The 21,230-nt window shown below is 68.0% G+C and carries 20 protein-coding genes; 14 read left to right on the top strand and 6 right to left on the bottom strand.

All coding sequences use genetic code 11. The annotated features are described in order from the left end of the window. Positions 1-367: 367 nt before the first annotated feature. On the top strand, positions 368-598 hold the full coding sequence (locus AB0F41_RS00505) for a hypothetical protein (protein WP_357420465.1): 231 nt from the start codon (positions 368-370) through the stop codon (positions 596-598). On the opposite strand, the gene AB0F41_RS00500 is transcribed toward AB0F41_RS00505, so the two are convergent. Continuing rightward, positions 583-1,725 carry a N(5)-(carboxyethyl)ornithine synthase gene (locus AB0F41_RS00500; RefSeq protein ID WP_357420464.1) on the bottom strand — a complete coding sequence of 381 codons (1,143 nt, stop codon included), beginning with the start codon at positions 1,723-1,725 and terminating at the stop codon, positions 583-585. The two genes, AB0F41_RS00505 and AB0F41_RS00500, sit on opposite strands and share 16 nt — an antisense overlap. Before the next feature lie 361 nt (positions 1,726-2,086). Here AB0F41_RS00500 and AB0F41_RS00495 point away from each other — a divergent pair, with 361 nt between their 5' ends. The 7 genes from AB0F41_RS00495 (at position 2,087) to AB0F41_RS00465 (ending at position 9,835) form a co-directional block, all read left to right on the top strand. Then, positions 2,087-2,266: a hypothetical protein gene (locus tag AB0F41_RS00495; RefSeq protein WP_357420462.1), complete on the top strand. Its 180-nt coding sequence runs from the start codon at positions 2,087-2,089 to the stop codon at positions 2,264-2,266. Continuing rightward, a complete protein-coding gene (locus AB0F41_RS00490; RefSeq protein WP_357420461.1) occupies positions 2,263-3,747 on the top strand; it encodes an acetyl-CoA acetyltransferase in 1,485 nt (494 codons plus the stop codon). The genes AB0F41_RS00495 and AB0F41_RS00490 overlap by 4 nt, the downstream gene beginning before the upstream one ends. 124 nt (positions 3,748-3,871) lie before the next feature. After that, positions 3,872-4,186 carry a hypothetical protein gene (locus AB0F41_RS00485; protein ID WP_357420459.1) on the top strand — a complete coding sequence of 105 codons (315 nt, stop codon included), beginning with the start codon at positions 3,872-3,874 and terminating at the stop codon, positions 4,184-4,186. A 71-nt stretch (positions 4,187-4,257) separates the two neighbouring features. Next, positions 4,258-4,746: an OB-fold domain-containing protein gene (locus tag AB0F41_RS00480; RefSeq protein WP_357420457.1), complete on the top strand. Its 489-nt coding sequence runs from the start codon at positions 4,258-4,260 to the stop codon at positions 4,744-4,746. Beyond that, on the top strand, positions 4,743-5,927 hold the full coding sequence (locus tag AB0F41_RS00475; RefSeq protein ID WP_357420456.1) for a transporter: 1,185 nt from the start codon (positions 4,743-4,745) through the stop codon (positions 5,925-5,927). Before AB0F41_RS00480 ends, AB0F41_RS00475 begins: the two co-directional genes overlap by 4 nt. 26 nt (positions 5,928-5,953) lie before the next feature. Next, positions 5,954-7,399, top strand: a complete 1,446-nt coding sequence (locus tag AB0F41_RS00470) for an aldehyde dehydrogenase (RefSeq protein ID WP_357420454.1) — start codon at positions 5,954-5,956, stop codon at positions 7,397-7,399. A 24-nt stretch (positions 7,400-7,423) separates the two neighbouring features. Further along, on the top strand, positions 7,424-9,835 hold the full coding sequence (locus AB0F41_RS00465; protein ID WP_357420452.1) for a CoA transferase: 2,412 nt from the start codon (positions 7,424-7,426) through the stop codon (positions 9,833-9,835). Positions 9,836-10,013: 178 nt separating this feature from the next. Here the strand turns inward: AB0F41_RS00465 and AB0F41_RS00460 are convergent, their stop codons facing one another. From AB0F41_RS00460 to AB0F41_RS00450, 3 genes are all read right to left on the bottom strand, one after another. Next, positions 10,014-10,913, bottom strand: coding sequence for an alpha/beta fold hydrolase (locus AB0F41_RS00460; RefSeq protein ID WP_357420450.1), 900 nt, complete (start codon positions 10,911-10,913; stop codon positions 10,014-10,016). 79 nt (positions 10,914-10,992) lie between these two features. Continuing rightward, complete coding sequence (locus AB0F41_RS00455) at positions 10,993-12,144, bottom strand: acyl-CoA dehydrogenase family protein (protein WP_357420448.1); 1,152 nt, start codon at positions 12,142-12,144, stop codon at positions 10,993-10,995. A 31-nt stretch (positions 12,145-12,175) separates the two neighbouring features. Then, positions 12,176-13,345 carry an SRPBCC family protein gene (locus AB0F41_RS00450; RefSeq protein ID WP_357420447.1) on the bottom strand — a complete coding sequence of 390 codons (1,170 nt, stop codon included), beginning with the start codon at positions 13,343-13,345 and terminating at the stop codon, positions 12,176-12,178. Positions 13,346-13,500: 155 nt separating this feature from the next. Between AB0F41_RS00450 and AB0F41_RS00445 the strand changes: the two genes are divergently transcribed. The 3 genes from AB0F41_RS00445 to AB0F41_RS00435 all read left to right on the top strand — a co-directional run bounded on the left by AB0F41_RS00445 (position 13,501) and on the right by AB0F41_RS00435 (position 16,549). After that, on the top strand, positions 13,501-14,442 hold the full coding sequence (locus tag AB0F41_RS00445) for a GNAT family N-acetyltransferase (protein ID WP_357420445.1): 942 nt from the start codon (positions 13,501-13,503) through the stop codon (positions 14,440-14,442). 189 nt (positions 14,443-14,631) lie between these two features. Beyond that, a complete protein-coding gene (locus AB0F41_RS00440; protein ID WP_357420443.1) occupies positions 14,632-15,042 on the top strand; it encodes a hypothetical protein in 411 nt (136 codons plus the stop codon). A gap of 13 nt (positions 15,043-15,055) precedes the next feature. Next, the gene (locus AB0F41_RS00435) at positions 15,056-16,549 is read left to right on the top strand and encodes an aldehyde dehydrogenase (protein WP_357420442.1); all 1,494 of its coding nucleotides are present in this window, start codon (positions 15,056-15,058) and stop codon (positions 16,547-16,549) included. 64 nt (positions 16,550-16,613) lie between these two features. Here AB0F41_RS00435 and AB0F41_RS00430 read toward each other — a convergent pair whose 3' ends face one another. Together AB0F41_RS00430 and AB0F41_RS00425 are read right to left on the bottom strand one after the other, a co-directional pair. Then, positions 16,614-17,267: a TetR family transcriptional regulator gene (locus AB0F41_RS00430; RefSeq protein WP_357420441.1), complete on the bottom strand. Its 654-nt coding sequence runs from the start codon at positions 17,265-17,267 to the stop codon at positions 16,614-16,616. A gap of 113 nt (positions 17,268-17,380) precedes the next feature. Beyond that, a complete protein-coding gene (locus AB0F41_RS00425) occupies positions 17,381-18,166 on the bottom strand; it encodes an SDR family NAD(P)-dependent oxidoreductase (protein WP_357420440.1) in 786 nt (261 codons plus the stop codon). Between the two features lie 149 nt (positions 18,167-18,315). On the opposite strand from AB0F41_RS00425, the gene AB0F41_RS00420 reads away from it, so the two are divergent. The 3 genes from AB0F41_RS00420 (at position 18,316) to AB0F41_RS00410 (ending at position 21,181) form a co-directional block, all read left to right on the top strand. Next, on the top strand, positions 18,316-19,263 hold the full coding sequence (locus AB0F41_RS00420) for a PDR/VanB family oxidoreductase (RefSeq protein WP_357420438.1): 948 nt from the start codon (positions 18,316-18,318) through the stop codon (positions 19,261-19,263). A 31-nt stretch (positions 19,264-19,294) separates the two neighbouring features. Then, a complete protein-coding gene (locus AB0F41_RS00415; protein ID WP_357420436.1) occupies positions 19,295-20,086 on the top strand; it encodes an enoyl-CoA hydratase-related protein in 792 nt (263 codons plus the stop codon). A 231-nt stretch (positions 20,087-20,317) separates the two neighbouring features. Next, positions 20,318-21,181, top strand: a complete 864-nt coding sequence (locus AB0F41_RS00410; RefSeq protein ID WP_357420435.1) for an SDR family NAD(P)-dependent oxidoreductase — start codon at positions 20,318-20,320, stop codon at positions 21,179-21,181. Positions 21,182-21,230 lie beyond the last annotated feature (49 nt).

The raw sequence follows: 21,230 nt of genomic DNA, 5'->3' as shown, positions 1-21,230 counted from the left end.
TCGGCGTTGAGGCCATATGATTTCATCCCAACCGGAGTGGAATTCGTCCACTGGATTTCGACATCGTGGTGATACAGGAATGAAGAGGTAACTCGCACGAACTCTGGTGGATAATGCTAGACGGCAGATACTCGTCGCGAAACGGTCTGTATTGCCATAGTTTCGGCGGGGCTTTGTGAGGAATGCACAGTCGGTAGGACTCGATCGGAGAATTTCGGGTCGGGCAATCCGGCGGACGCGAATCCGCCCGAGAAGGTCTAGAATTCACACTCGCCTGCCGCTACGTCGAACGGAAAACGGTGACAGACACATCCCAGAGAATCGGGTCGCACGAGGTGCGCGCGCTGGGCGGCGAGGTGGTGGCGGCATGAGCGGCCTCGGGAGGTGGAGCCTCGGTATCGGCGCCGGACTCCTGGTTGTGGCCGTGCTGTGTTCGGCGTCGAACCTGATCCCGGCTGCGGTGATCACCGGTCTCACGGGTGTGGTCGCGCTCGTCATGGCCGGGTACGACGCGGTCTATACCTGGCTGGAGCGTGCCGACCTACGTCGCCGGGGTGCCAGGGCTCGCCGGGAAGGTCGAGGTCACCGAGGCCCGTAGGGGTAGGTCTCGGCCCGCCCCTGGAACGAGAGGATCCGCGGGTTCCGGATGCGGCCCTCGCGGATCTCGATCGCCCGCCGGACGGTCTCGTTGCCGTCCCAGGCGTCGGGCCCGCCCGCCACGATCGGCAGATACTCCAGCAGGGCCTCGGAGTTCTCCCAGGTGGCCGAGTTCCACAGATACGACGGGCTGTGGTCGACGCCGTAATAGTGCAGATCCTCACCGACGGTGAACATGGGTTCGGCGAACGAGGTCGGGCGGGCCCATTCGAAACCCATACCCGCGTCGCAGGAGACATCGATGAACAGGGTCGAACGCGGAAACAGCCCGAGGTCTTCGTCCAGGACGAAGAGCAGGGGATTCTCGGTGTCCTGGAACATACAGTTGACGATCACGTCGTAGTGGGCAAGCATCTCGGCCAGCGGCCCCGGCTCCGGCGCCTTCAATGCCAGGGTATGGCGGGGGTTGCGGGGGTCGCGCTGAAAGGTCTGCATCCGCACGGACGCGAACGGCGAGGCGACAGCGGAAACGCTGCGCTGGGTCAGCACCGTCACATCGCTGATCCCGAGTGCCGACAACGCGCGCACCGCGCCCCGGGCCGTGGCACCGAAGCTGATGACGGCGGCCCGCAATCTCTTGCCGTAGTCGCCGGTGACACCCCGCAGTCGCAGTGCGTGCATGACCGAGCAGTAACCGGCCAGCTCGTTGTTCTTGTGGAAGACGTGCAGGCTGAAATTTCCGTCCGCGGTCCAATGGTTCATCGCTTCCCACGCGATCAGGGTCAGCTGCCGGTCCACGGCCAGCTGGGTGATTCGCCGATCCTGCACACAATGCGGCCACCCCCACACGACCTGCCCGGGGCGCAGGTCCTCGAGGTCTTCGGCCAGCGGTTTGGGCAGCAACAGAACCTCACATCCGGCGAACAGCTCCGCGCGCGTCCGGTGCCCGGCGACCAGCGGTGCGAGCTGCGCGTCCGAGTAACCGAACCGGTCTCCGTAACCGTGTTCGAGGAAGATGCCCGCGCGGATGCCGGGGTCGATCCGGTCGAAGTGCGCCGGATGGATCGCGAGCCGATGCTCGTCCTCCTTGTGGGAGGTCGCCACGACACCGATCGTCAGTTGCTTCACCTGATGAGCCTACGCGCGCGGGGTCACGGTCAGATTTCCCGACGCAGCACCGCGGCTCGCGCGGTCTCACTCCGCGGCCATCCACGCTGTCACGGGATAACGACGAAAAGCGCCGATCGCCCGATCGGTGTGAGTTCGTTTCCGGCGCATACGGATGTTGAGATCTTAACCTAATGGTATTAGCTTTAGAGGTCGACGGCCCGACGCTTTCGAAGGTGCCGTGACAGCCGATCCGAGGGAATAGGACGTATGGCCGACCTGATCCGGACCGAGTGTCCGCGGTCCGGCGTACTGCTGCTTCGCCGCAACCGCCCAGGTGCGCTCGAGGGGATGAATGCCGACTCATCGAGGCGCTGCACAGATGCCGGCCGGCGCGGTGCCCACGGCCATGGTGGAGGACGTCGCGCTCCTCGGACCCGTCGACAAGATCTGTGAGGATATCGTGAACCGCTGGAAACCGACCTGCCTGACCACGCTGATACTCGGCGGCCGGCCGCGCCCCGAATCGCGGGAGCGGATCCTCGAGGCGGTGCGGTCGTGACACTGGACCCGCGAACGCCGGTTCTCGTCGGCGGTGGACAGATCAGCGATCGCGCGGGCGGCCGGGAACCGGTCGACCTGATCGCCGATGCGGCGGCCCGGGCGGCCGACGAAGCCGGTAGCGCCCGGCTGCTCGAACTGGTCGGCTCGGTGCGGATCGTCGGCCTGCTCTCCTGGCGCTATCGCGATCCCGGTGCGCTCGTCGCGGCACGTATCGGCGCGCAGCCCGCGCACACCGGATATACGGGCAGTGGTGGCAGCACCCCGCAGGCCCTGGTCAATGCGGCCGCCGAGGATATCGCGGCCGGGCGGGCAGAGGTCGTGCTCATCGGCGGCGCCGAATCCTGGCGGACCCGCACGAAGTTGCGTGCCCAGGGGATTCGGCCCGACTGGACCGTGCAGGACGACACCGTGGCGCCCGCGCCGATGCTGGTGCCCGAAGTGCCGATGCGTTCGGAAACCGAGAAACGCGCCGGGCTGGACCGGCCCGCCTATATCTATCCACTGTTCGAACAGGCGTTACGGATCGGCGCGGAGCGCACGATCGAGGACCATCGGGCTGCGATCGGGGAGCTGTGGTCGGGCTTCAGCAAGGTCGCGGCCGCGAATCCGTATGCCTGGACGCAACGCGAATACACCGCCGCGGAGATCGTGACCCCCAGCGCCGACAACCGGTGGATCGCCTCGCCCTACACCAAGCTGATGAACTCGAACAATATGGTCGAGCAGGGCGCGGCGCTGCTGCTGTGCTCGGTGGAGGTGGCCACCCGGCTCGGGATCGCCCGGGAGAACTGGGTGTTTCCCCAGTCGGGCACCGAGGCGCACGACACCTACGATATCGCCGCGCGCGGTGCGCTCGACCGGTCGCCGGCCATCCGGATCGCGGGCGCGCGTGCCCTCGATCTGGCCGGCATCGGGCTGGACGACCTCACCCATATCGACGTGTACTCGTGTTTCCCGTCGGCCGTGCAGGTGGCGGCGCGGGAACTCGGACTCGCCGTGGACGATCCGGGCCGGCCGCTGACGGTCACCGGTGGCCTGACCTTCGCGGGCGGGCCGTGGAACAACTACAGCACCCACGCGATCGCGGCCCTGGCCACCCGGCTGCGTGAATCGCCGGGCTCATACGGGCTGGTGACCGCGAATGGCGGTTACCTGACCAAACACGCCTTCGGGGTGTACCGGACCGAGCCGCCGGCGGTGGGATTCCGGCGCGAGGATGTGCAGCCGGTCGTGGACCGGGAGCCGACGGTCGGCGCGGAACCCGGGTACGCGGGCCGGGCGACGATCGAATCGTGGACCGCGGTCCACGACCGTGACGGGCGGCCCGAGCGGGGCTTCCTCGCCGCGCGCACGCCGAGCGGGCGGACGCTGGCAGTCACCGATGACCCGGAGGCCTCGGCACGCCTCGCGACCGAGGATGTCGCGGGCGAACGAGTGACGATCGCCGTGGACGGAAGTTTCCGGTTTTCCACAGACTGACCTGGCAGGGCAGGTTTGCCGCGGGCCGGTCATTGACTGGATAAACCTAAAGACATAAGGTAAAAGTAATCGGTCACCGCGTGCCGCACGGCATCGGCGACCCCGGGGGAGCAAGGAGAGAGTCATGTCCGAACAGGACTTCCGCGCGCTCTACGAGCGCCATGTCGGCCACGTCGTGACCGGGAACATGAAGGCGGCGCTGGCCGATATGGTGCCGGAGAATCTGTCCACCGTCTTCGACGGTGTCACGGTGCCCCGGGGTGCGGTGAACGGTTTCGAGATCAAAGACGTCCGCGCCGACGGCGACAAGCAGATCGGCGAGACGGTCTACGACACCCCGGACGGTGTGATCGGGCTGCGCTCGATCTGGGAGCTCCACGACGGTGTCTGGAAGGCCGCCGCACTCGAGAACTTCCCTGCCGCCGGGGGCCCGGCATGAGCGAGTCGGGCCCGGAGGCGGCAGCGAAGCGTCACCATGCAGGGCCCTCGCTCGTGCCCGGTGGACACAGCATGAGCGAGTCGGGCCCGGAGGCGGTAGCGCAGCGTGACCACGCAGACCCCCCTGTCCGCGAGTTCCCCTGGGGACCCGCCGCGGACGGCCTGGATCAGCCGTATTGGGACGGGCTGGTCGCGGGCGAACTGCGCCTGCAACGCTGCGGGCAGTGCGCCGAGTGGATCTGGGGGCCGCAGTGGATCTGCGGGGTCTGCCACACCTTCGACCCCGGCTGGGAAGCGGTCGAGCCGGTGGGCACCGTCTACAGCTGGTCGCGCAGTCACTATCCGTTCATCACCGAACTCGCCGACCGGACACCGTATGTGACCGTTCTGGTCGAACTGCCGGGCGCCGGTAATCGCCGCGTCCTCGGGATTCTCACCGGCGACGACGCCGACGGGGTCCGGATCGGGGACCGGGTGGCCGGGCATATCGAACTCGACGAGGGCGCGACCTGGCCGCTGCTGCGGTGGCGGCGGGACAGCACAGAAGGAGCACGTTCGTGAGCACTGGGTCGCTACGCGGAGCCGCCGCGGTCGTCGGCATCGCCGATCTGCACTACAAGCGGGGCGAGGCGCCGCACGGTGAGCTGCGGATGACCCTCGAGTCGATCGTCGCCGCGTGCGCCGATGCCGGGATATCCCCCCGGGAGCTGGACGGTTTCGTCTCCTACGCCGGTGGCGGACACGACGGCGCGATCCTCGGCGGTGCACTCGGTGTCGAGGAGGTGCGCTGGTCGACCATGATGTGGGGCGGCGGCGGGGGCGCCGTCGCCGCCGCGATCAACAATGCCGCGGTGGCCATCGCCACCGGTCAGGCCGAATGCGTCGTGGTGTTCCGGGCGATGGCGCAGGAGGACAGCGGCCGGCTCGGCTATGCGAAGTACTTCTACGGTCCGCACTATCTCGCGCACGGGGTCGGCTCGCCCGCCCAGGTGTGCGCGCTGCGGACCCAGCGGCTGCTGGAACACGACGGCGTACCGCGCGAAGCGCTGCGGGCACTGGTGCTGGCCGCGTACCGGCACGCCCAGAACAACCCGACGGCCGCCGGATACGGCAGACCACTCGACGAGCAGGGCTACGAATCGTCACGGATGATCACCGAGCCGTTCCACCTCTTCGACTGCTCCCGGGAGAGCGACGGCGCGGTCGCGCTGGTCCTGGTGCCCGCCGAGCGCGCCCGCGCGCTCCGGCCGGATGCCGCCTATGTCCTGGCCGGTAGTCAGGGGGCGCCCGGTGGCTATTCGTCGATCGTCGACAACGACGACCTCTACACCAGTGCCGGGTTCGCGGGCCGTCCCGGCTGTCCAGGGGTGGCCGACCGCCTCTGGACCGCCGCGGGGCTCGGACCCGGCGATGTCGACGTCGTCCAGGTGTACGAGAACTTCAGCGGCCCCGCCGTGGCCGCCCTGATCGATCACGGACTCGCTCCGGCCGGCCCGGCCGCGGGTGAGGTGCTCACCGTCGACAATCTGACCGCGGGTATCGGAAAACTGCCCGTCAACACCAGTGGCGGCAATATCGCGGATTCCTTCGTGAACGGGATGGGGCTGGCCGCCGAGGCCGTACGGCAGATCCGTGGCACCTCGGCCAACCCCGTTGCCGGCGCACATATCTCGCTGTTCATCGGCGGGCCGATGGCCCCGATCGTCAGCTCCACGCTGTTCGGCCGCGAAGAAACCCTCTGATCATTCCGAACTACCCGAGGACCGAAATGGACACCACCCTGGACCGGCGCGCGCTGTTCATCGACGGCGAATGGGCCACCCCGCGTACCGATTCCACCGTCGAGGTGATCGAGGCGGCGACGGAGAAAGTTCTCGGCACCTCCGCGCTGGCGGAGCAGGCCGATATCGACGCCGCTGTGGCCGCCGCCCGCCGGGCGCTGCCGGCGTGGCGGTCGCTGAGCCCGGCCGAACGTGGCGCGCATCTGGACGCGTTCGCGGCGGCGCTGAAAGCGCGGGCGAAGCAGACCGCAGCACTCACCAGCCGCGAGAACGGTATGCCGATCTCGTTGTCGATCGCCGTCAACGGCTACGCCCCGGGCCTGATGTTCGGGTACTACGCCGACGCGGTGCGCGATACCGTGCGCGACGACGTGCGGCCGAGTGCCTTCGGCGGTCGCACGGTGGTGCGGCGGGACCCGGTGGGTGTCGTCGCGGCCATCACGCCGTGGAACTATCCGCAATCGCTGGCGGCGATGAAACTCGCGCCCGCGCTGGCCGCCGGTTGCACCGTAGTGCTCAAGCCCGCACCCGAAACCGCTCTGGATGCCTTCGTTTTCGCGGAAGTAGCCCTGGAGGCGGGAATCCCGCCGGGCGTCCTGAACATCGTCCCGGGCGGGCGGGAGGCCGGATCGTATCTGGTCGGACATCCCGATATCGACAAGGTCGCCTTCACCGGGTCCACGCCCGCCGGACAGGCCATCGGCGAGGTGTGCGGGCGGCTGCTGCGACCGGTCACCCTGGAACTCGGCGGTAAATCCGCCGCCCTCGTCGCCCCGGACGCCGACCTCGATGTCTTCGCGGCGAATCTGCTCGAGGTCGCACTGGTGAACAACGGCCAGACCTGCCACGCGAGTACCCGGATCCTCGCGCCCCGCAGCCGGTACGCGGAGGTCGTCGAGGCCGTCACCGAGACGGTGCGGAAGCTGCGCATCGGCGATCCGCTGGACCGGCAGACCCAGATCGGTCCGCTGGTCAGCGCCGCGCAGCGCGATCGGGTGGTCGGCTACATCGACTCCGGGCGCTGGGACGGTTACCGGATCACCACCGGGGGCGGTATCCCCGCCGACCGGCCCACCGGCTGGTATGTCGAGCCGACGGTTTTCGAAGGCGTGCACAATGCCGCGCGGATCGCGCAGGACGAGATCTTCGGCCCGGTGCTCACGATCACCCCGTACGACGGCGAGGAGGACGCGATCGAGATCGCCAACGATTCCCGGTACGGGCTCGGCGGCACGGTGTGGACGACCGACGAGGAACGCGGCCTGGCCATCGCGGACCGGATCCACAGCGGCACCGTGGGCGTCAATCACTACCAACTCGATCTGGACGCGCCGTTCGGCGGGGTCAAGGCTTCCGGCCTCGGCCGCGAACTCGGCCCGGAAGGCCTCACCCCCTACTACACCACGAAGTCCGTCTACTTCGGTACGCGCTGAGCGGTACCACCGAAGGAGCCAACGATGAACCTTCCGCTGCACGGCGTCCGGGTCCTCGACCTCACCGACGGCCTCGGAGAATCCAGTGGGCGTTATCTCGCCGACCTCGGCGCCGAGGTGATCCGCGTCGAACCGCCGGGCGGCTCGCGATCGCGCACGGCCGACCCCGTTGTCGACGGGGTGAGCATCCCGTTCGCCCTGCGCAACGCGAACAAGCTCGGGATCACCGTCGACCTCACCACGGCACCCGGCCGGGCCCGCCTGGCCGAGTTGGCCGATGACGCCGATATTCTGCTCGAATCCCGGCCGCCCGGTTATCTGCCGGAGCTCGGTGTGGGTCCGGCCGAGATCCGGCGTGCCGCGCCGGGTCTGGTGTGGGTGTCGATCAGCGGGTTCGGTCAGGACGGACCCTATCGTGACTGGACGGCCACCGAATCGGTCCTCTACGGGATGTCGGGTGTGCTCTCCCGTTCCGGGGCTCCCGGCGCCGAACCGCTGCTTCCGCCGGCCGGTCTGGTCGAGGAAACAGTCGGTGTGCACGCCGCCTGGGCGGCATTGCTCGCCTACCACCGCCGGCTCGATACCGGTCGTGGTGAAACCGTGGATATCTCGGCCTTCGAGGCGATGGTGCACGGTTTCGATCCCGGGTTCGGAACGCAGGGGTCCGCCGCGGCCGGGCGGTCGGAGGACTTTCCGCGTGGCCGCCCCGACGCGTCGAATTTCTACCCGGTATTCCCGTGCCGCGACGGTCACGTCCGGATCTGCCTGCTGGCCAGGCGGCAGTGGCGCGGGATGTTCGAATGGCTCGGGGCGCCAGCGGAATTCGCGGATCCGAAATACGACACCATTCCCGCCCGGTTCGCCGCCGCAGATTCTCTGCATCCCCTCATCGAGCGGCTGTTCGCCGGGCACACCCAGGCGGAGCTGGTGGCCGAGGGCGCCCGGCGCGGGGTACCGGTCGGAGGCGTGCACACGCTGTCCGAAGTGCTCGCCACCGAACATTTCGATACGACCGGCTCTCTCGTGGACGCCGAACTCGCCCAAGGGCTGCATGCCCGCATCCCTTCGGGTTACGTGTCCATCGCCGGTCACCGCGCCGGATTCCGCACGCGGGCACCGGAACCCGGCGAGCACGATGCCGTGGACCTGTCCCGGAACCGCCCCGCCACCACCCCGGCCGGTGCGCCATCGGCCGCGCCGCTGGCGGGACTCAGAGTGCTGGACCTCGGCGTCATCGTCTTCGGTGCCGAACTGAGCCGGCAGTTCGCGGACTACGGCGCCGATGTGATCAAGATCGAGAACGTGAATTTCCCCGACGGTCTGCGCCAATCCAAACGCGGCGCCCCGCTGGCGGCCTCCGTCGCGTGGGGACACCGCAACAAGCGCAGTCTCGGACTGGACCTGCGCAGTACCGAGGGCGTCGCGCTGTTCCGTCGGCTCGTCGCCGATGCGGACGTGGTGCTCGCCAACTTCAAACCCGGCACACTCGCCTCGATGGGGCTGTCCTACGAGGTTCTCGCGGACATCAATCCACGCGTGATCGTCTCGGAATCCAGTGCGTTCGGCGGCACGGGACCGTGGCGTAACCGGCTCGGTTACGGACCGCTGGTCCGCGCCTCGTGTGGAGTGTCGGCGCTGTGGCGCTACCCCGGCGACGCGGAACTGCTCTGCGACGGACAGACCGTCTACCCCGACCATATCGCCGCCCATATCACCGCCGTATCGGTACTCGCCGCCCTGATCGCCCGCCGGCGCAGTGGCCGCGGCACGAATATCGAAGTCGCCCAGGCCGATACCGCGCTCATGCAACTGGGCACCCAGCTGGTCACCGAAGGTCTGCGGCCGGGCACGGTGACCGCGCCGGGGAACGCGGACCCCGATGCCGCACCGAGCGGTGTGTACGCGTGTGCGGGCGACGACGAATGGTGTGTGGTCACGGTGCGTGACGACCGCCAGTGGGCTGCACTGTGCGATCTGGTCGACCGGCCGGAGCTCCGGGGCGACAGCCGATTCGCCACCGGGGCGCAACGCATCGCGCACCGCGCCGCGGCGGATCAGCTGGTCGCGCAGTGGCTGCGCACCCGGGACCCGCGGGAAGCCGCCGCGGACCTCCAGCAGGCCGGGGTACCCGCGGGTGCCATGTTGCGGCTGCCGGAACTGCTCACCGACCCACACCTGACGGCCCGCGCGACCTACACGAATGTCGAGCACGAACTACTGCCGATGACCCTGCCCGCCACTGCCCGGGCCGCGGCCTTCGCGGAGATCGCCGACCCCCCGGCCCGGCAGGCCCCGATCGCGGGTGAGCACACCCGGGAGGTCTGCGCCGGAGTGCTCGGGATGGCGGATACCGAAATCGACGCGCTGGTCCGGGCCGGGGTTCTCCAGCCTCCCGCGACCGATCCGGCCCGCGTCCCCGAACCGGCCGCCGGATAGCTGTCGCCCGGTTCGGTGGTAGGGAAGCGTTCCCATCGATAGACCGGCCGGGGTCGCAGGGTCCCTCACCCGGCTGAGCGAGCGCGGGCACAAGACGATCGCGGCCGACTCGGCCGGATGCCGTGGCCGGCCGCGCGAGTGCGGGGGAGGGTGATCGCGGCCGACTCGGCCGGGTGCCTTATCCGGCCGAGCGGATGCGGGCGAGGATGATCGCGGCCAACTCCTCCGGGCGTTCCTCCGGTACCCAGTGGGTCGCGTCGAGGATTTCGTGGTCGAAAGGACCGGTCACGTATTCGGGGGTCAGCTCGGCGCCGCGACGGGCGATGAAAATGTCCCGGCTGCTCGAGACGTGGGTTGTCGGTGCGCCGACCTTCTGCCCGGCGCGCCGCCGGTCGACGATCGGCATCGCCCGGTACCAGTTCAGGGCGTAGTGCAGAGCACCGCTGTCGACGATATCGCGGCGCAACCGATCCAGCTGCTCGTCGTCGAGGCCCGACAGGGCGGCGGCACGGCGCCGCAGGCTCGTATCACCGGCCGAACCCGCCGCCCGGAAAGCGGCGGAGAGCACCACCTCGGGGATCCACGGCACCTGGAACAGCGCCATATAGCAGGTGCGCAGGGCCTGGCTACTGCTCAGCAGCGAGCGCGCGAAAGCCATCGGATGCGGTACCGAGACCGAGGTGAGCGTCCGGACCAGATCCGGACGCCGTGCCGCGGTGGCCCAGGCAACGGTCGATCCCCAATCGTGTCCGACGAGATGCACGGGTGCACCGCCCAGCGCCGTGATCAGCGCCGCCGTGTCGCCGACCAGTGCGCTGATCCGGTAGGCGAAACGCCCGCGAGGTCGCGCGCCGGGTGAGTAGCCGCGCTGGTCGGGAGCGAGGGTCCGGTAACCGTGTTCGTGCAGGAACGGGGTGAGCCGCGACCACTGCGCGGCCGTCTGCGGAAATCCGTGCAGCAGCACGATCGGAATACCATCGAGTGGACCCTCGTCGAGCACATCGAAGGTGAGTCCGTCGTTGACGAAGGACGTCAACCGTGTCCCCGGATGCCGCTCGGGCGGTGTATCGGACTGCATGGTGAAACGCTACGGCAGATCGCCTCGCGCCGCCCGGGCCCGTGCGCGACTCGGCCCGGGCCGACTGATCCGGGGCCGCTCAGGCCTTCATGAGGTCGCGGTGGATGATCTCTTTCATGATCTCGTTGGTTCCGCCGTAGATCCGCTGGATCCGGTGGTCGAGATAGGCCCGGGCGACGGGGTACTCCATCATGTAGCCGTAGCCGCCGTGGAACTGGACACCCGCGTCGATCACGCGGCCCTGCAGTTCGGTCGCCCACAGTTTCGCCTTGGCCGCGTCGACCGCGGTGAGCGTACCGGCGTTGTGGGCGCGGACGCAGCGGTCGATATAGGCCCGGGAGACCTCGATGGCCGAGCGCAGTTCCGCGAGCACGAAACCCATTCCCTGGAATTCACCGATCCGCTTGCCGAAGGCGGTGCGCTCCCGCACGTAGTCCATGGTCCAGGCGAAGACCGCCTCGGCGGAGACCTGACCCGCGATGGCGATTCCGAGCCGTTCCAGCGGCAGCGACTGCATCAGGTACGCGAATCCGCTGCCCTGCTCCCCGAGCAGATTCGACGCGGGCACCCGGACGTTGTCGAAGAAGAGTTCGGCGGTGTCCTGGGCGTGCAGCCCGACCTTGTCGAGTTTGCGGCCGCGGGTGAAGCCGGGCGTACCGTCCTCGACGACGATCAGGCTGAATGCCTTGGATCCGGCGGCTGGATCGGTCTTGGCGAACACGATCACGAGATCGGCCAGAATCCCGCTGGTGATGAATGTCTTGGCGCCGTTGACGACCCATTCGTCGCCGTCGAGCACGGCGGTGGTGGTGACCGCGCGCAGATCGCTACCGGCGCCGGGCTCGCTCATGGCGATCGCGCCGATGGTCTGCCCGCTGACGAAACCGGGGAGCCACTGCCGGCGCTGTTCGCCGGTGGCATGCCGGAGCAGGTAGTTCAGCACGATATCGTCATTGGTGGAGAATCCGGACTGCAGCGCCGAGGCGCCGGCGCGGGCGATCTCCTCCTGGATGACCACCCGGTACCGGTAGTCGGTTTCCGCGGGGCCGCCGAATTCCTCGGGCACCGAGAGGCCCAGCAGGCCCTGGCGGCCGGCGGCGAGCCAGGTATCGCGGTCGATCAGCCGCTGCGCGTCCCATTTCTCCATATTCGGGACGACATGCTTGTCGACGAAACCGCGCACCGAGGCGCGGAAGAGTTCGTGGTCGGGGTCGAAGAGATCGCTCTCCACTGTCGGCACTCCTTCGTTTACCTGGCCCGGCTCAGTGCCGGTCGAGCAGTTCCTGTACGCCGCGGCGGAACACCTGGTTGGCGACTTCGTTGCGGCCCAGGATCATCCGTCCGGCGTTGGCGCTGGCCATGCTCACCTGGGAATCGCGCAGCAGCGGGAAATCCTCGGCGTGCAGGACGGCCAGCAGGATCTCCCAGTTCTTGTCCCAGAGCCTGGTCCAGCGTTCCTCGGTCATCTCGGTGTCCTCGACCTTCGGCACGATCAACCGCATCTCCATCCGGCTGCGCTGCGGATCGGTGGGGTGGGGGCGGAAGGTCAGCAGCTGGAAATGGTCCGGCTGGCGGAGCAGAGTGCTGTTGGGCAGCAGGAAATGGGTCTCGGTGACATGGGATGCGAGGCTGCGATCGGCCGGATCCTCCTCGATCCACCGGTCGATGGATTTGCGGGGCGCGATGAACCGGCAGTGCCGCCCGAAATCGTCGAAGGCCAGCACATTGGTGTGAATATGCTTGGCCGCGGTGTTCGGGTGCGCGTACTGGATGTGGTAGCCGTCCAGGAAGGCGTCCTGCATGATCTTCCAGTTCACCGGTTCGTCGAATCCCTGCGAGCGCACGGTGACCAGTGCATCGAGCGAGTACGAGGCCAGTACCGCGTCCATTTCGGGTCCGAGCCAGGATGCCACATCGATCTCGGCGTCGGCATCGTCGATCACCCAGATGAAACCGTGCCGCTCCTCGGTGGGCAGCGCGATCAGGCCCATCTCGGCGCGATCGGCCTCGCCGAAGGTGTTGTCGCGGGTGATGGTGCGCAGACTGCCGTCGGTGTCGTAGGACCAGCGGTGGTACGGGCAGGAGAACAGGCGGCAGCGCCCCTTCTCCTCCTTCTCCACCATGGCACCGCGATGGCGGCACAGGTTGACCAGCGTTTTCACCCCGCCGTCGCGCTGGCGCACGACGATCACGTTGTTGCGGGGGAGCTGGAGGGTGAAGAAATCGCCGGGCCGCGGGATCTCGGAGCCGTGCGCCACGATGCTCGGTACCCGGCCGAAGACCAGATCGCGTTCGCGCCGGGCGATCGCCGTATCGGTGAACTCCTCGGGCCGGAACCACGTGGTGTGCCCGAACTCGTCGGTGGTGTCGTTGCGCAGATGTTCGAGCGTGCGGCGAATGCGTTCCTCGCGGGGTGCTCCGACCTCGGCCATCGGGTTACCTCCCAATCTCGTGCGCGGCGGCCCCAGTGCCGTCGACTCTTGCTTAAATCTAATCCAATTAGTTTTAGCTGTAAAGTCCGGGGCCTTGCCCCGAAAACCGACTACCGTTAGATTTAGCCACTGTTTCCGCTCGTCGAGGAGTACGGATGATCTCTTACCGATGGCGCGCCGAACTGGACGCCGAGGAGCGCGCGCAGGTGTCGGCTCTGGTGCGCGCGGCCGCCGAGTACGACGCCGAGGCCGGTTTCTCCGCGATCCCGCCGAGCGTGACCGGGGAGCGATCACACGCTTCGATACGGGTGGCGCATCTGCCGATCCTGGCCCGTCGCGATCTCAGCGTCCGGGTGGACGCCCCGTGGGTCACGGTCGCCTATCTGAACCTGGCCGTGGACGCGGACGGTGCGGGCACGGTCCGGTTCGTGGTGCATCCGGACTATCGGTCGCGCGGGATCGCGACCCTGCTCACCGAAGAACTCGGGCTGGATACCGCCGCGCCCGGTGGCTGGGCCGGAACCGGTGCCCGGTCCCTGCGGGCCTGGGCCTACGGCACCCATCCGGCGACCGAACGGCTCGCCGCGCGGTTCGATATCGCGGCGATCGACCGGCGGTGGACGCTGGTGCGTCATCTTTCCGGGCCGTGGGCGGTGCCGCTCGCCGGGCTCGCCTCGGAGGCGGCGCTGCCCGGCTCGGAACCGGTGCGCGACCTGCCCGGACTCGTCGAACTGGAGACGGAACTGTTGCCCGGTCCGGTTCGTGAAACGCCGGCCGTGGAGCACGGCCGGGAGCGGGCGATCACCGTGCGTGACGCCGATGGGCCGATGGGCATGGTCCGGTTCGATACCGCCTGCGGTGACCGTGACGGTTTCCGGGCCGCATGGATCGGTGCCGTCGTCGTGGCGCCTCGGGCCGCCGGGCGTGGTCTGGGTTCGGCGCTGCTGTCGGCCGCGCTCGGTGAGATGCGGGCCGCGGGCGTGCAACTGGCGCTGCTCCGGATGGACCCGCGCGAAGAGCGGGCGGTGCGCATGTGCCGGCTGCTGGCATTCGAGCAGGAGGAAGCGCACGTCAGGTTCGGTGTGTATGCAACATGAGATAAAAGACGTTCTTTGTTGTTTGTTGACCAGCCGCTGCTCCCGCAGTACCGTGTGTGACGGCACTCACAGCCGTTCGGCATCAGTCCGCCCGCTGTCACCGCGGGCCGGTTCGCGGATCTGTCCGCTCCGGACTTCCACCCCACCGGAGACTGCCGCAACTCGAAATTCGGCGAGGGAGAGAAATTCATGAATCGACTCGAAGGCAAGGTCGCGTTCATCACCGGTGTCGCCCCCGGGCAGGGGCGATCGCATGCCGTCCGGCTCGCCGAAGAGGGTGCCGCGATCATCGGGATGGATATCTGCGCGCAGATTCCGACGGTGTTCTACCCGATGGCCGCTGAGGCCGACCTCGCCGAGACCGTGCGGCTGGTCGATCCGACCGGGGTGAACACCCCGATGGTGGCCAATGCCGAATACGGCGCTTTCGTCAACGCGAACCCCGATGTCGCGAATGACGACGCGTTCGAGAACCCGATGCCGGTGGGGCTGATCGAGTCGATCGATATCAGCCAGGCCCTGGAATTCCTCGCCTCCGGCGAGGCCCGCTACATCACCGGCGTCACCTTGCCCGTCGACGCCGGCTACAACAACCGCTGAGGAAGGCCCCTTCATGACCAGCACAGAAACCACCGCTTCGGCGCCGCCGGTCGCCGACCGCGAACAGGTCTTCATCGGAGGCCGGTGGACGGAATCCTCCGGTGACGAGTGGATCGAACTCGTCGACCCGTGGAGCGAACAGACGACTGCCCGGATCCGCAGCGCCACCCACGAGGATGTCGCGCGCGCAGTACGCGCGGCGCGCGCCTCGTTCGATGCCGGTGTGTGGTCCGGTAAGTCGATGGCCGAGCGCGGCGCGGTGATCGACGAGATCGCCGACCGGCTCGAGCGGCGGCTCGACGAACTCACCACCATCGGCGTGCTCGAGGTCGGTATCCCGGTGACCGTGAGCGCGGGGACGCAGCAGATGAGCACCGGGCTCTACCGGGCGGTGGCCGAGGAGGCGCGCCACTTCGAGGTGCGGGAGGACCGGACCCGCGCCGACGGCGGAATCTCGCGCATCCTCGCCGAACCCACCGGTGTGGTCGCCGCGATCATCCCGTGGAACGGGCCGATCGGCACCATCGCGTTCAAGGTCGCTCCCGCGCTCGCCGCCGGTTGTTCGGTGATCCTGAAGGGGGCGCCCGACGCGCCGTTGTCCCCGGCCGTATTCGCCGATGTGATCGCCGAACTCGTCGCCGAGGGGCGGATCCCGGAAGGTGTGGTCAGCGTGCTGATCGCCGACCGGGAGGTTTCCGAAAGCCTGGTGACCGACCCCGATGTCGACCACATCACCTTCACCGGCTCCACCGCCGCCGGCCGCCGGATCGCCGCGCTGGCCGGTGAGCGAATCGCCCGGGTCTCCCTGGAACTGGGCGGGAAATCCGCCGCGATCATCCTCGACGACGCGAATCTGGACCATGTTCTGCAATCGCTGCCGATGGGTGGCTGTATGCAGTCGGGGCAGGCATGTATCGCGCTGACCCGGGTGCTGGTCTCCCGGAAACGGCACGACGAGGTGGCCGCGGCACTGACCGCCGCCTATTCGGCGCTGCCGATGGGTAATCCGTGGGAGCCGCAGAACTTCCTCGGCCCGCTGGCCGGGCAGCGGCACCAGGAACGGGTGCGCGGCTATATCGAGGCCGCGGTGAACGAGGGCGCCACCGTCCTCACCGGCGGTGACCGGCCGGAGTCCCTGCCGCACGGCCACTTCGTCGCCCCGACCCTGATCGACGGCGTCCGCAACGATATGCGCGTGGCCCAGGAGGAGGTGTTCGGACCGGTGATCTCACTGATCACCTACGAGGACGAGGACGATGCGGTCGCCCTGGCCAACGACTCGATCTACGGCCTGTCGGGGGCGGTCTACACCGAGGATCTGGACCGCGGTTACGCCCTGGCCCAGCGGATCCGGAGCGGGACCGTGAGCGTCAACGGTTCGGTTGTCGACTTCACCCTGCCTTTCGGCGGTTATAAGCAGTCCGGTCTCGGACGTGAGGGCGGTGCCGAGGGTCTCGCGGAATTCTTCGAGATCAAGACCGTGCATATGCCCGCGCCCGCGCAATAGTCCGCTACGCGAACGGCCGGTACGAGATCGCGCGGATCTCGTACCGGCCGTAAGTCGTGGTGGCTCAGGCCGATACCGCGGCGGGCCGGCCGGCGGGCGCGCCGGCATCGCGCATCACACCGTGCAGGAAGCTGCGCACCATCTCCTCGTACAACTGTTTCGAGGTCAGGGCGTTCTCCGCCAGCGCGTGTGCGAGTACCGGCTGTGACTCGGCGTCGACATTCGGGAAGATCGTGCTCTTCGTGCTGGACCCGCGCATCGCCTCGGTCAGCGCCGCACCGAGCGTGAGCCGCTCCATCCCGTCCAGGATCTGGACGTGCAGGTAGGTGGGCACACCCGAATCCGCCAGGAATTTCGCCGTCTCCTCGTAGGTGCTGATGAGCAGATCGCGCGGTAGATATTGCAGCAGGATCGGGGCGGCGTTGCGGTGTCGCAGGATCGAACGGCGGAAGTTCAGTGCCAGCGCGACGAAGAACTCGGGCCAGTCCGGTCCGGGCTTACGGCGCGGAATGGTGCCCGCGCCGGCGATCTGGCGCGCCACCGCGGCGAGGATCTCCGATTTATCGGCGAAATGGTGGTACAGCGAGGGTGCGCGCACACCGAGATGTTTTGCCAGCTTCGGCAGGCTGAACGCGTCGAGGCCTTCGGAGTCGATGATCTCGATGGACGCCGCCACCACGGAGGAGCGGCTGATCAGCGGTTGCGACGGTCGGGGCATATGCGGCTTTCCACTCGGTTCGCACCAGGAGATTTACCTAGCGTCGTCAGGTTGATCGTAACGTGTGGTGGATCGGCAGCCCGGCCGCGACGACACGGTGCCGGTCGCCTCGCTCAGTGGCCGGATGTTCCGCCGTCGACAGCGAGCGTCGAACCGGTGATGTAACCGGACCCGGGCCCGGCCAGGAAAACCACCGCGGCAGCTATCTCCCGCTGGGTGGCGGTGCGTCCCAGCGAACTTCCTCGCAGGAACTCCGCCAGCGTGTCGGCGTTCATCTCCCCGATCATGTCGGTGTCGACGAATCCGGGCGCGATCGCGTTGACCCGGATACCTTTTCGTCCCGACCACTGCTGTGAGAGGTCGCGGGTCAGACCGATCAGACCCGCCTTGCTGGCGGCGTAGGCGGCCTGGGGTAGTACCGATTTGACCAGCCCGAGCATGCTGGCCACATTGACGATGCTCGACCCCGGTCCCATCGCCCGCGCGCAGGCCTGTGCGGTCCAGTAGGCGCCGAACAGATTGACCTCGACGACCTTGCGGAAGTCTTCGGGACGTTCCCGGGTGGCCGGCGCGGTATGGCTCACTCCGGCATTGTTGACCAGCACATCGATTCGGCCGAATTCGGCCACGGCCGCTTCGGCCAGGGCGTCGCATTGTCCGGGGTCGGTGATATCGGTCGGCACCGCCAGGCAGCGTCGGCCCAGTCCGGTGACGATATCGGCGACCTGGTCGAGTGCGTCGCGCCGCCGCCCCGCGGCCACGATATCGGCTCCCGCTTCGGCCAGGGCCCGGGTGATTCCCGCGCCGAGTCCGCTGCCCGCACCGGTCACCACGGCCACACGGCCTGTCAGACGGAAAAGATCGAGTACCGATCCGCCCTCGTGAGCAGGGGTCTCCACCGGCCGGCTCCTCTCGCTCGGTTGGCTAACAGTATTAGATTTACCATCGAGGAGTAGCGCATGCGCAACTTCTCTACATGGTTCTTGCTTCCGATTAACCTAACAGCTTAAGATTTAGAAAACGATGGATCGAGTGGACGGTCAGGGCGATGAGCGATAATCGAGCACCCCGCCGGATGCGGGTGGCCGGCAAGGAGCAGGCCGCGGATGGAGTTGTCACTGTGACGCTCACGGACCCGGCCGGCGGTGACGTGCCGTGCTGGGAGCCCGGCGCGCATATCGATCTCGTCCTCGGTGATGTGACGCGCCAGTACTCACTGTGCGGCGATCCGGCCGACCGGGCCGCGCTGACGATATCGGTCCTCCGCGAAGAAGGGGGCCGGGGCGGATCGCTCTACGTTCACGACAAGCTGGACATCGGCGACGAGATCGAGATCGGCGGGCCCCGGATCAACTTCGCGCTGAGCGAGGCGCCGTGCTATCTGTTCGTCGCGGGCGGTATCGGCATCACGCCACTGCTGCCGATGGTGCGAGAGGTCGACGACCGGGGAGTGCCGTGGCAACTGCTCTACGGCGGGCGGTCGCGGGCGAGTATGGCTTTCGCCGCTGAACTCGCCGCTCGATATCCGGATCGGATTCGGCTGTCTGCGCAGGACGAGGACGGTCTACTCGATCTGGATACTGCGCTGGGTGATACGGCGGCGGGCGCTGCCGTGTACTGCTGCGGTCCCGAACCGTTGCTGCAGGCGATCGAAAGTGCCTGCCGGGCACGGGGTATCGCTCTGCATGTGGAGCGATTCGCGCCGAAGGAATCGGAATCCGCGCCCGGGGGCGCGTTCGAGGTCGAGCTGGCCCGCAGTGGTGCGGTGGTCGATGTCGCCGAATCGGAGTCGGTACTCGACGCGCTGCAGCGCGCGGGGGTCGCGGTCGAATTCTCCTGCCGGGAAGGTACTTGCGGCACCTGTGAGGTCGCTGTGCTCGGTGGGCGGCCGGAACACCGGGATTCCGTGCTCACCGAGGACGAACAGGCGGCGAACGACGCCATGATGATCTGTGTATCCCGCAGCCGCACCCCGCGGCTCGTCCTCGACCTCTGACTCTCGCCCGATCCCAGCCTCAGGAGGCCCCGTGACCCCGTCCGAATCCGCCGCGCTCTACGAGGTCCGCGACCATATCGCCATCATCACGCTGAACCGTCCCGACGCCCTCAATGCCGTGAACTCGGCCCTGTCGACGGCCGCCGGGGCGGCGCTGGAGCGCGCCGCGAACGATCCGCAGGTGCGGGTCGTGGTGATCACCGGAGCCGGTCGCGCGTTCTGCGCGGGCGCGGATCTCAAAGAGATCGCCGCGGGTCGCGGGATCTACGACCCGGACAATCGCGCGTGGGATTTCGCCGGTCTGGTGCGGCACTGGATTGCCAAACCCGTGATCGCCGCGGTGAACGGGTTCGCGCTCGGTGGCGGGACCGAGATCGTGCTGACCGCGGACCTCGCCGTGATCGACGAGAACGCGTCGCTGGGACTGCCCGAGGTGCGGCGCGGCCTGATCGCCGCCGCCGGTGGGCTGCTGCGTATCCATCGGCAGGTTCCGGCCAAGGTCGCCGCCGAGATCGCGTTCACCGGGGCGCCGGTCTCCGCCGCCCGGGCCTACGAGTTGGGACTGGTCAACAAGGTGGCGCCGGCGGGTACCGCGCTCACGGTCGCGATGGAACTGGCCGGGGTCATCGCCGCCAACGCGCCCCTGGCGGTCCAGCAGAGCAAAACGGCGATGCATGAGAGCGCCGCCGCGCAGACCGGCTGGTCGGCCGAGGAGTGGGCCGTCAATCGTGCCGCCGCGAAAGTGGTGATGACCAGCGCGGACTCGAAAGAGGGGCCGCGTGCCTTCGCGGAGAAGCGGGAGCCCCGGTGGAGCGGGAGCTGATAACAGGCCGGGCCTGTCCGCCGGACGTTCGGATTGATCTAACAAAATACAAAAATTGATTGACGTCTCACAGCTTGTGTTGTAGCGTGGATCACATGGCGAACGGTCTCGTTTCAGATCGACGCCTCGAATCGGCACCGTGATCCCACTCCGGCGCAATCGACTCGAATCATCAGGAAATCACTGACGCCGGATCCCCGGTCGTCGTTTCACGGGCAAGGGAGCTCGCAGATGAAACTCCAGGACAAGGTCGCGATCATCACCGGCGGCGGCTCCGGTCTCGGCCGCCAATCGGCCCAGCTCTTCGCCGCCGAAGGCGCCAAGATCGGGGTGGTCGATATCGACCCGGAACGGGCCAAGGACACGGTCGAGCTGGTGCGGGAACAGGGCGGGACCGCTGTCGCCCTCGTCGCCGATGTCAGTAAGAAGGCCGAGATCAGCGAGGCCGTAGCCCGGACCGTCGAGGAGTTCGGCAAGCTCGACATCATGTTCGCCAATGCCGGCGTGGTCTCCCGCGGCGGGGTCCCGTCGGTGGCCGGGGGCGAGCAGGTCGCCTTCGAGGATCTCACCGAAGAGGACTGGCACCATGTGCTCGGAGTGAACCTGAGCGGTGTCGTGTACTCGGCGCAGGCCGCGGTGCCCGCGATGGAGGCGAACGGTGGCGGCGTCATCCTCGCGACCTCCTCCGCCGCGTCGATCGCCGCTTACCACAGCATCGCGATGTATTCGGCGACCAAGGCCGGTGTCAACGGGCTGGTGCGCGGCCTGAGCCTGGATCTCGGCCGGCGCGGGATCCGCGTCAACGCGATCGCCCCCACGCACGGGATGTCACCGAACTTCCTGGCGCCGGCCGGGACGCCGGTGGTCGGTAAATCCTACGAAGAGGTCTCCGGTCCGTGGGAGCCCTCGGTATCCCCGATTCCGCTGAAGCTGAACCGGCCGCCGTCACTGCTGGACAACGCGCGCGCCGCGCTGTTCCTGGTCTCCGACGATTCCGCCTACATCTCCGGCGTCACCCTGCCTGCCACCGACGGCGGCACCCTCTCCCGGGTCGCGATGTGGTTCGACGAGGACAGCGGCTTCGCCGGGGCCTGAGCCTTTCGGTCGAGACACCCCGACGTCGTTCACAGAGGAAAGACGAACA

The organism is Nocardia sp. NPDC024068 (assembly GCF_040638875.1).
GTDB lineage: Bacteria > Actinomycetota > Actinomycetes > Mycobacteriales > Mycobacteriaceae > Nocardia.
The sequence above is the reverse complement of the archived record's forward strand: the minus strand, read 5'-3'. Positions and strand labels throughout refer to the sequence as shown.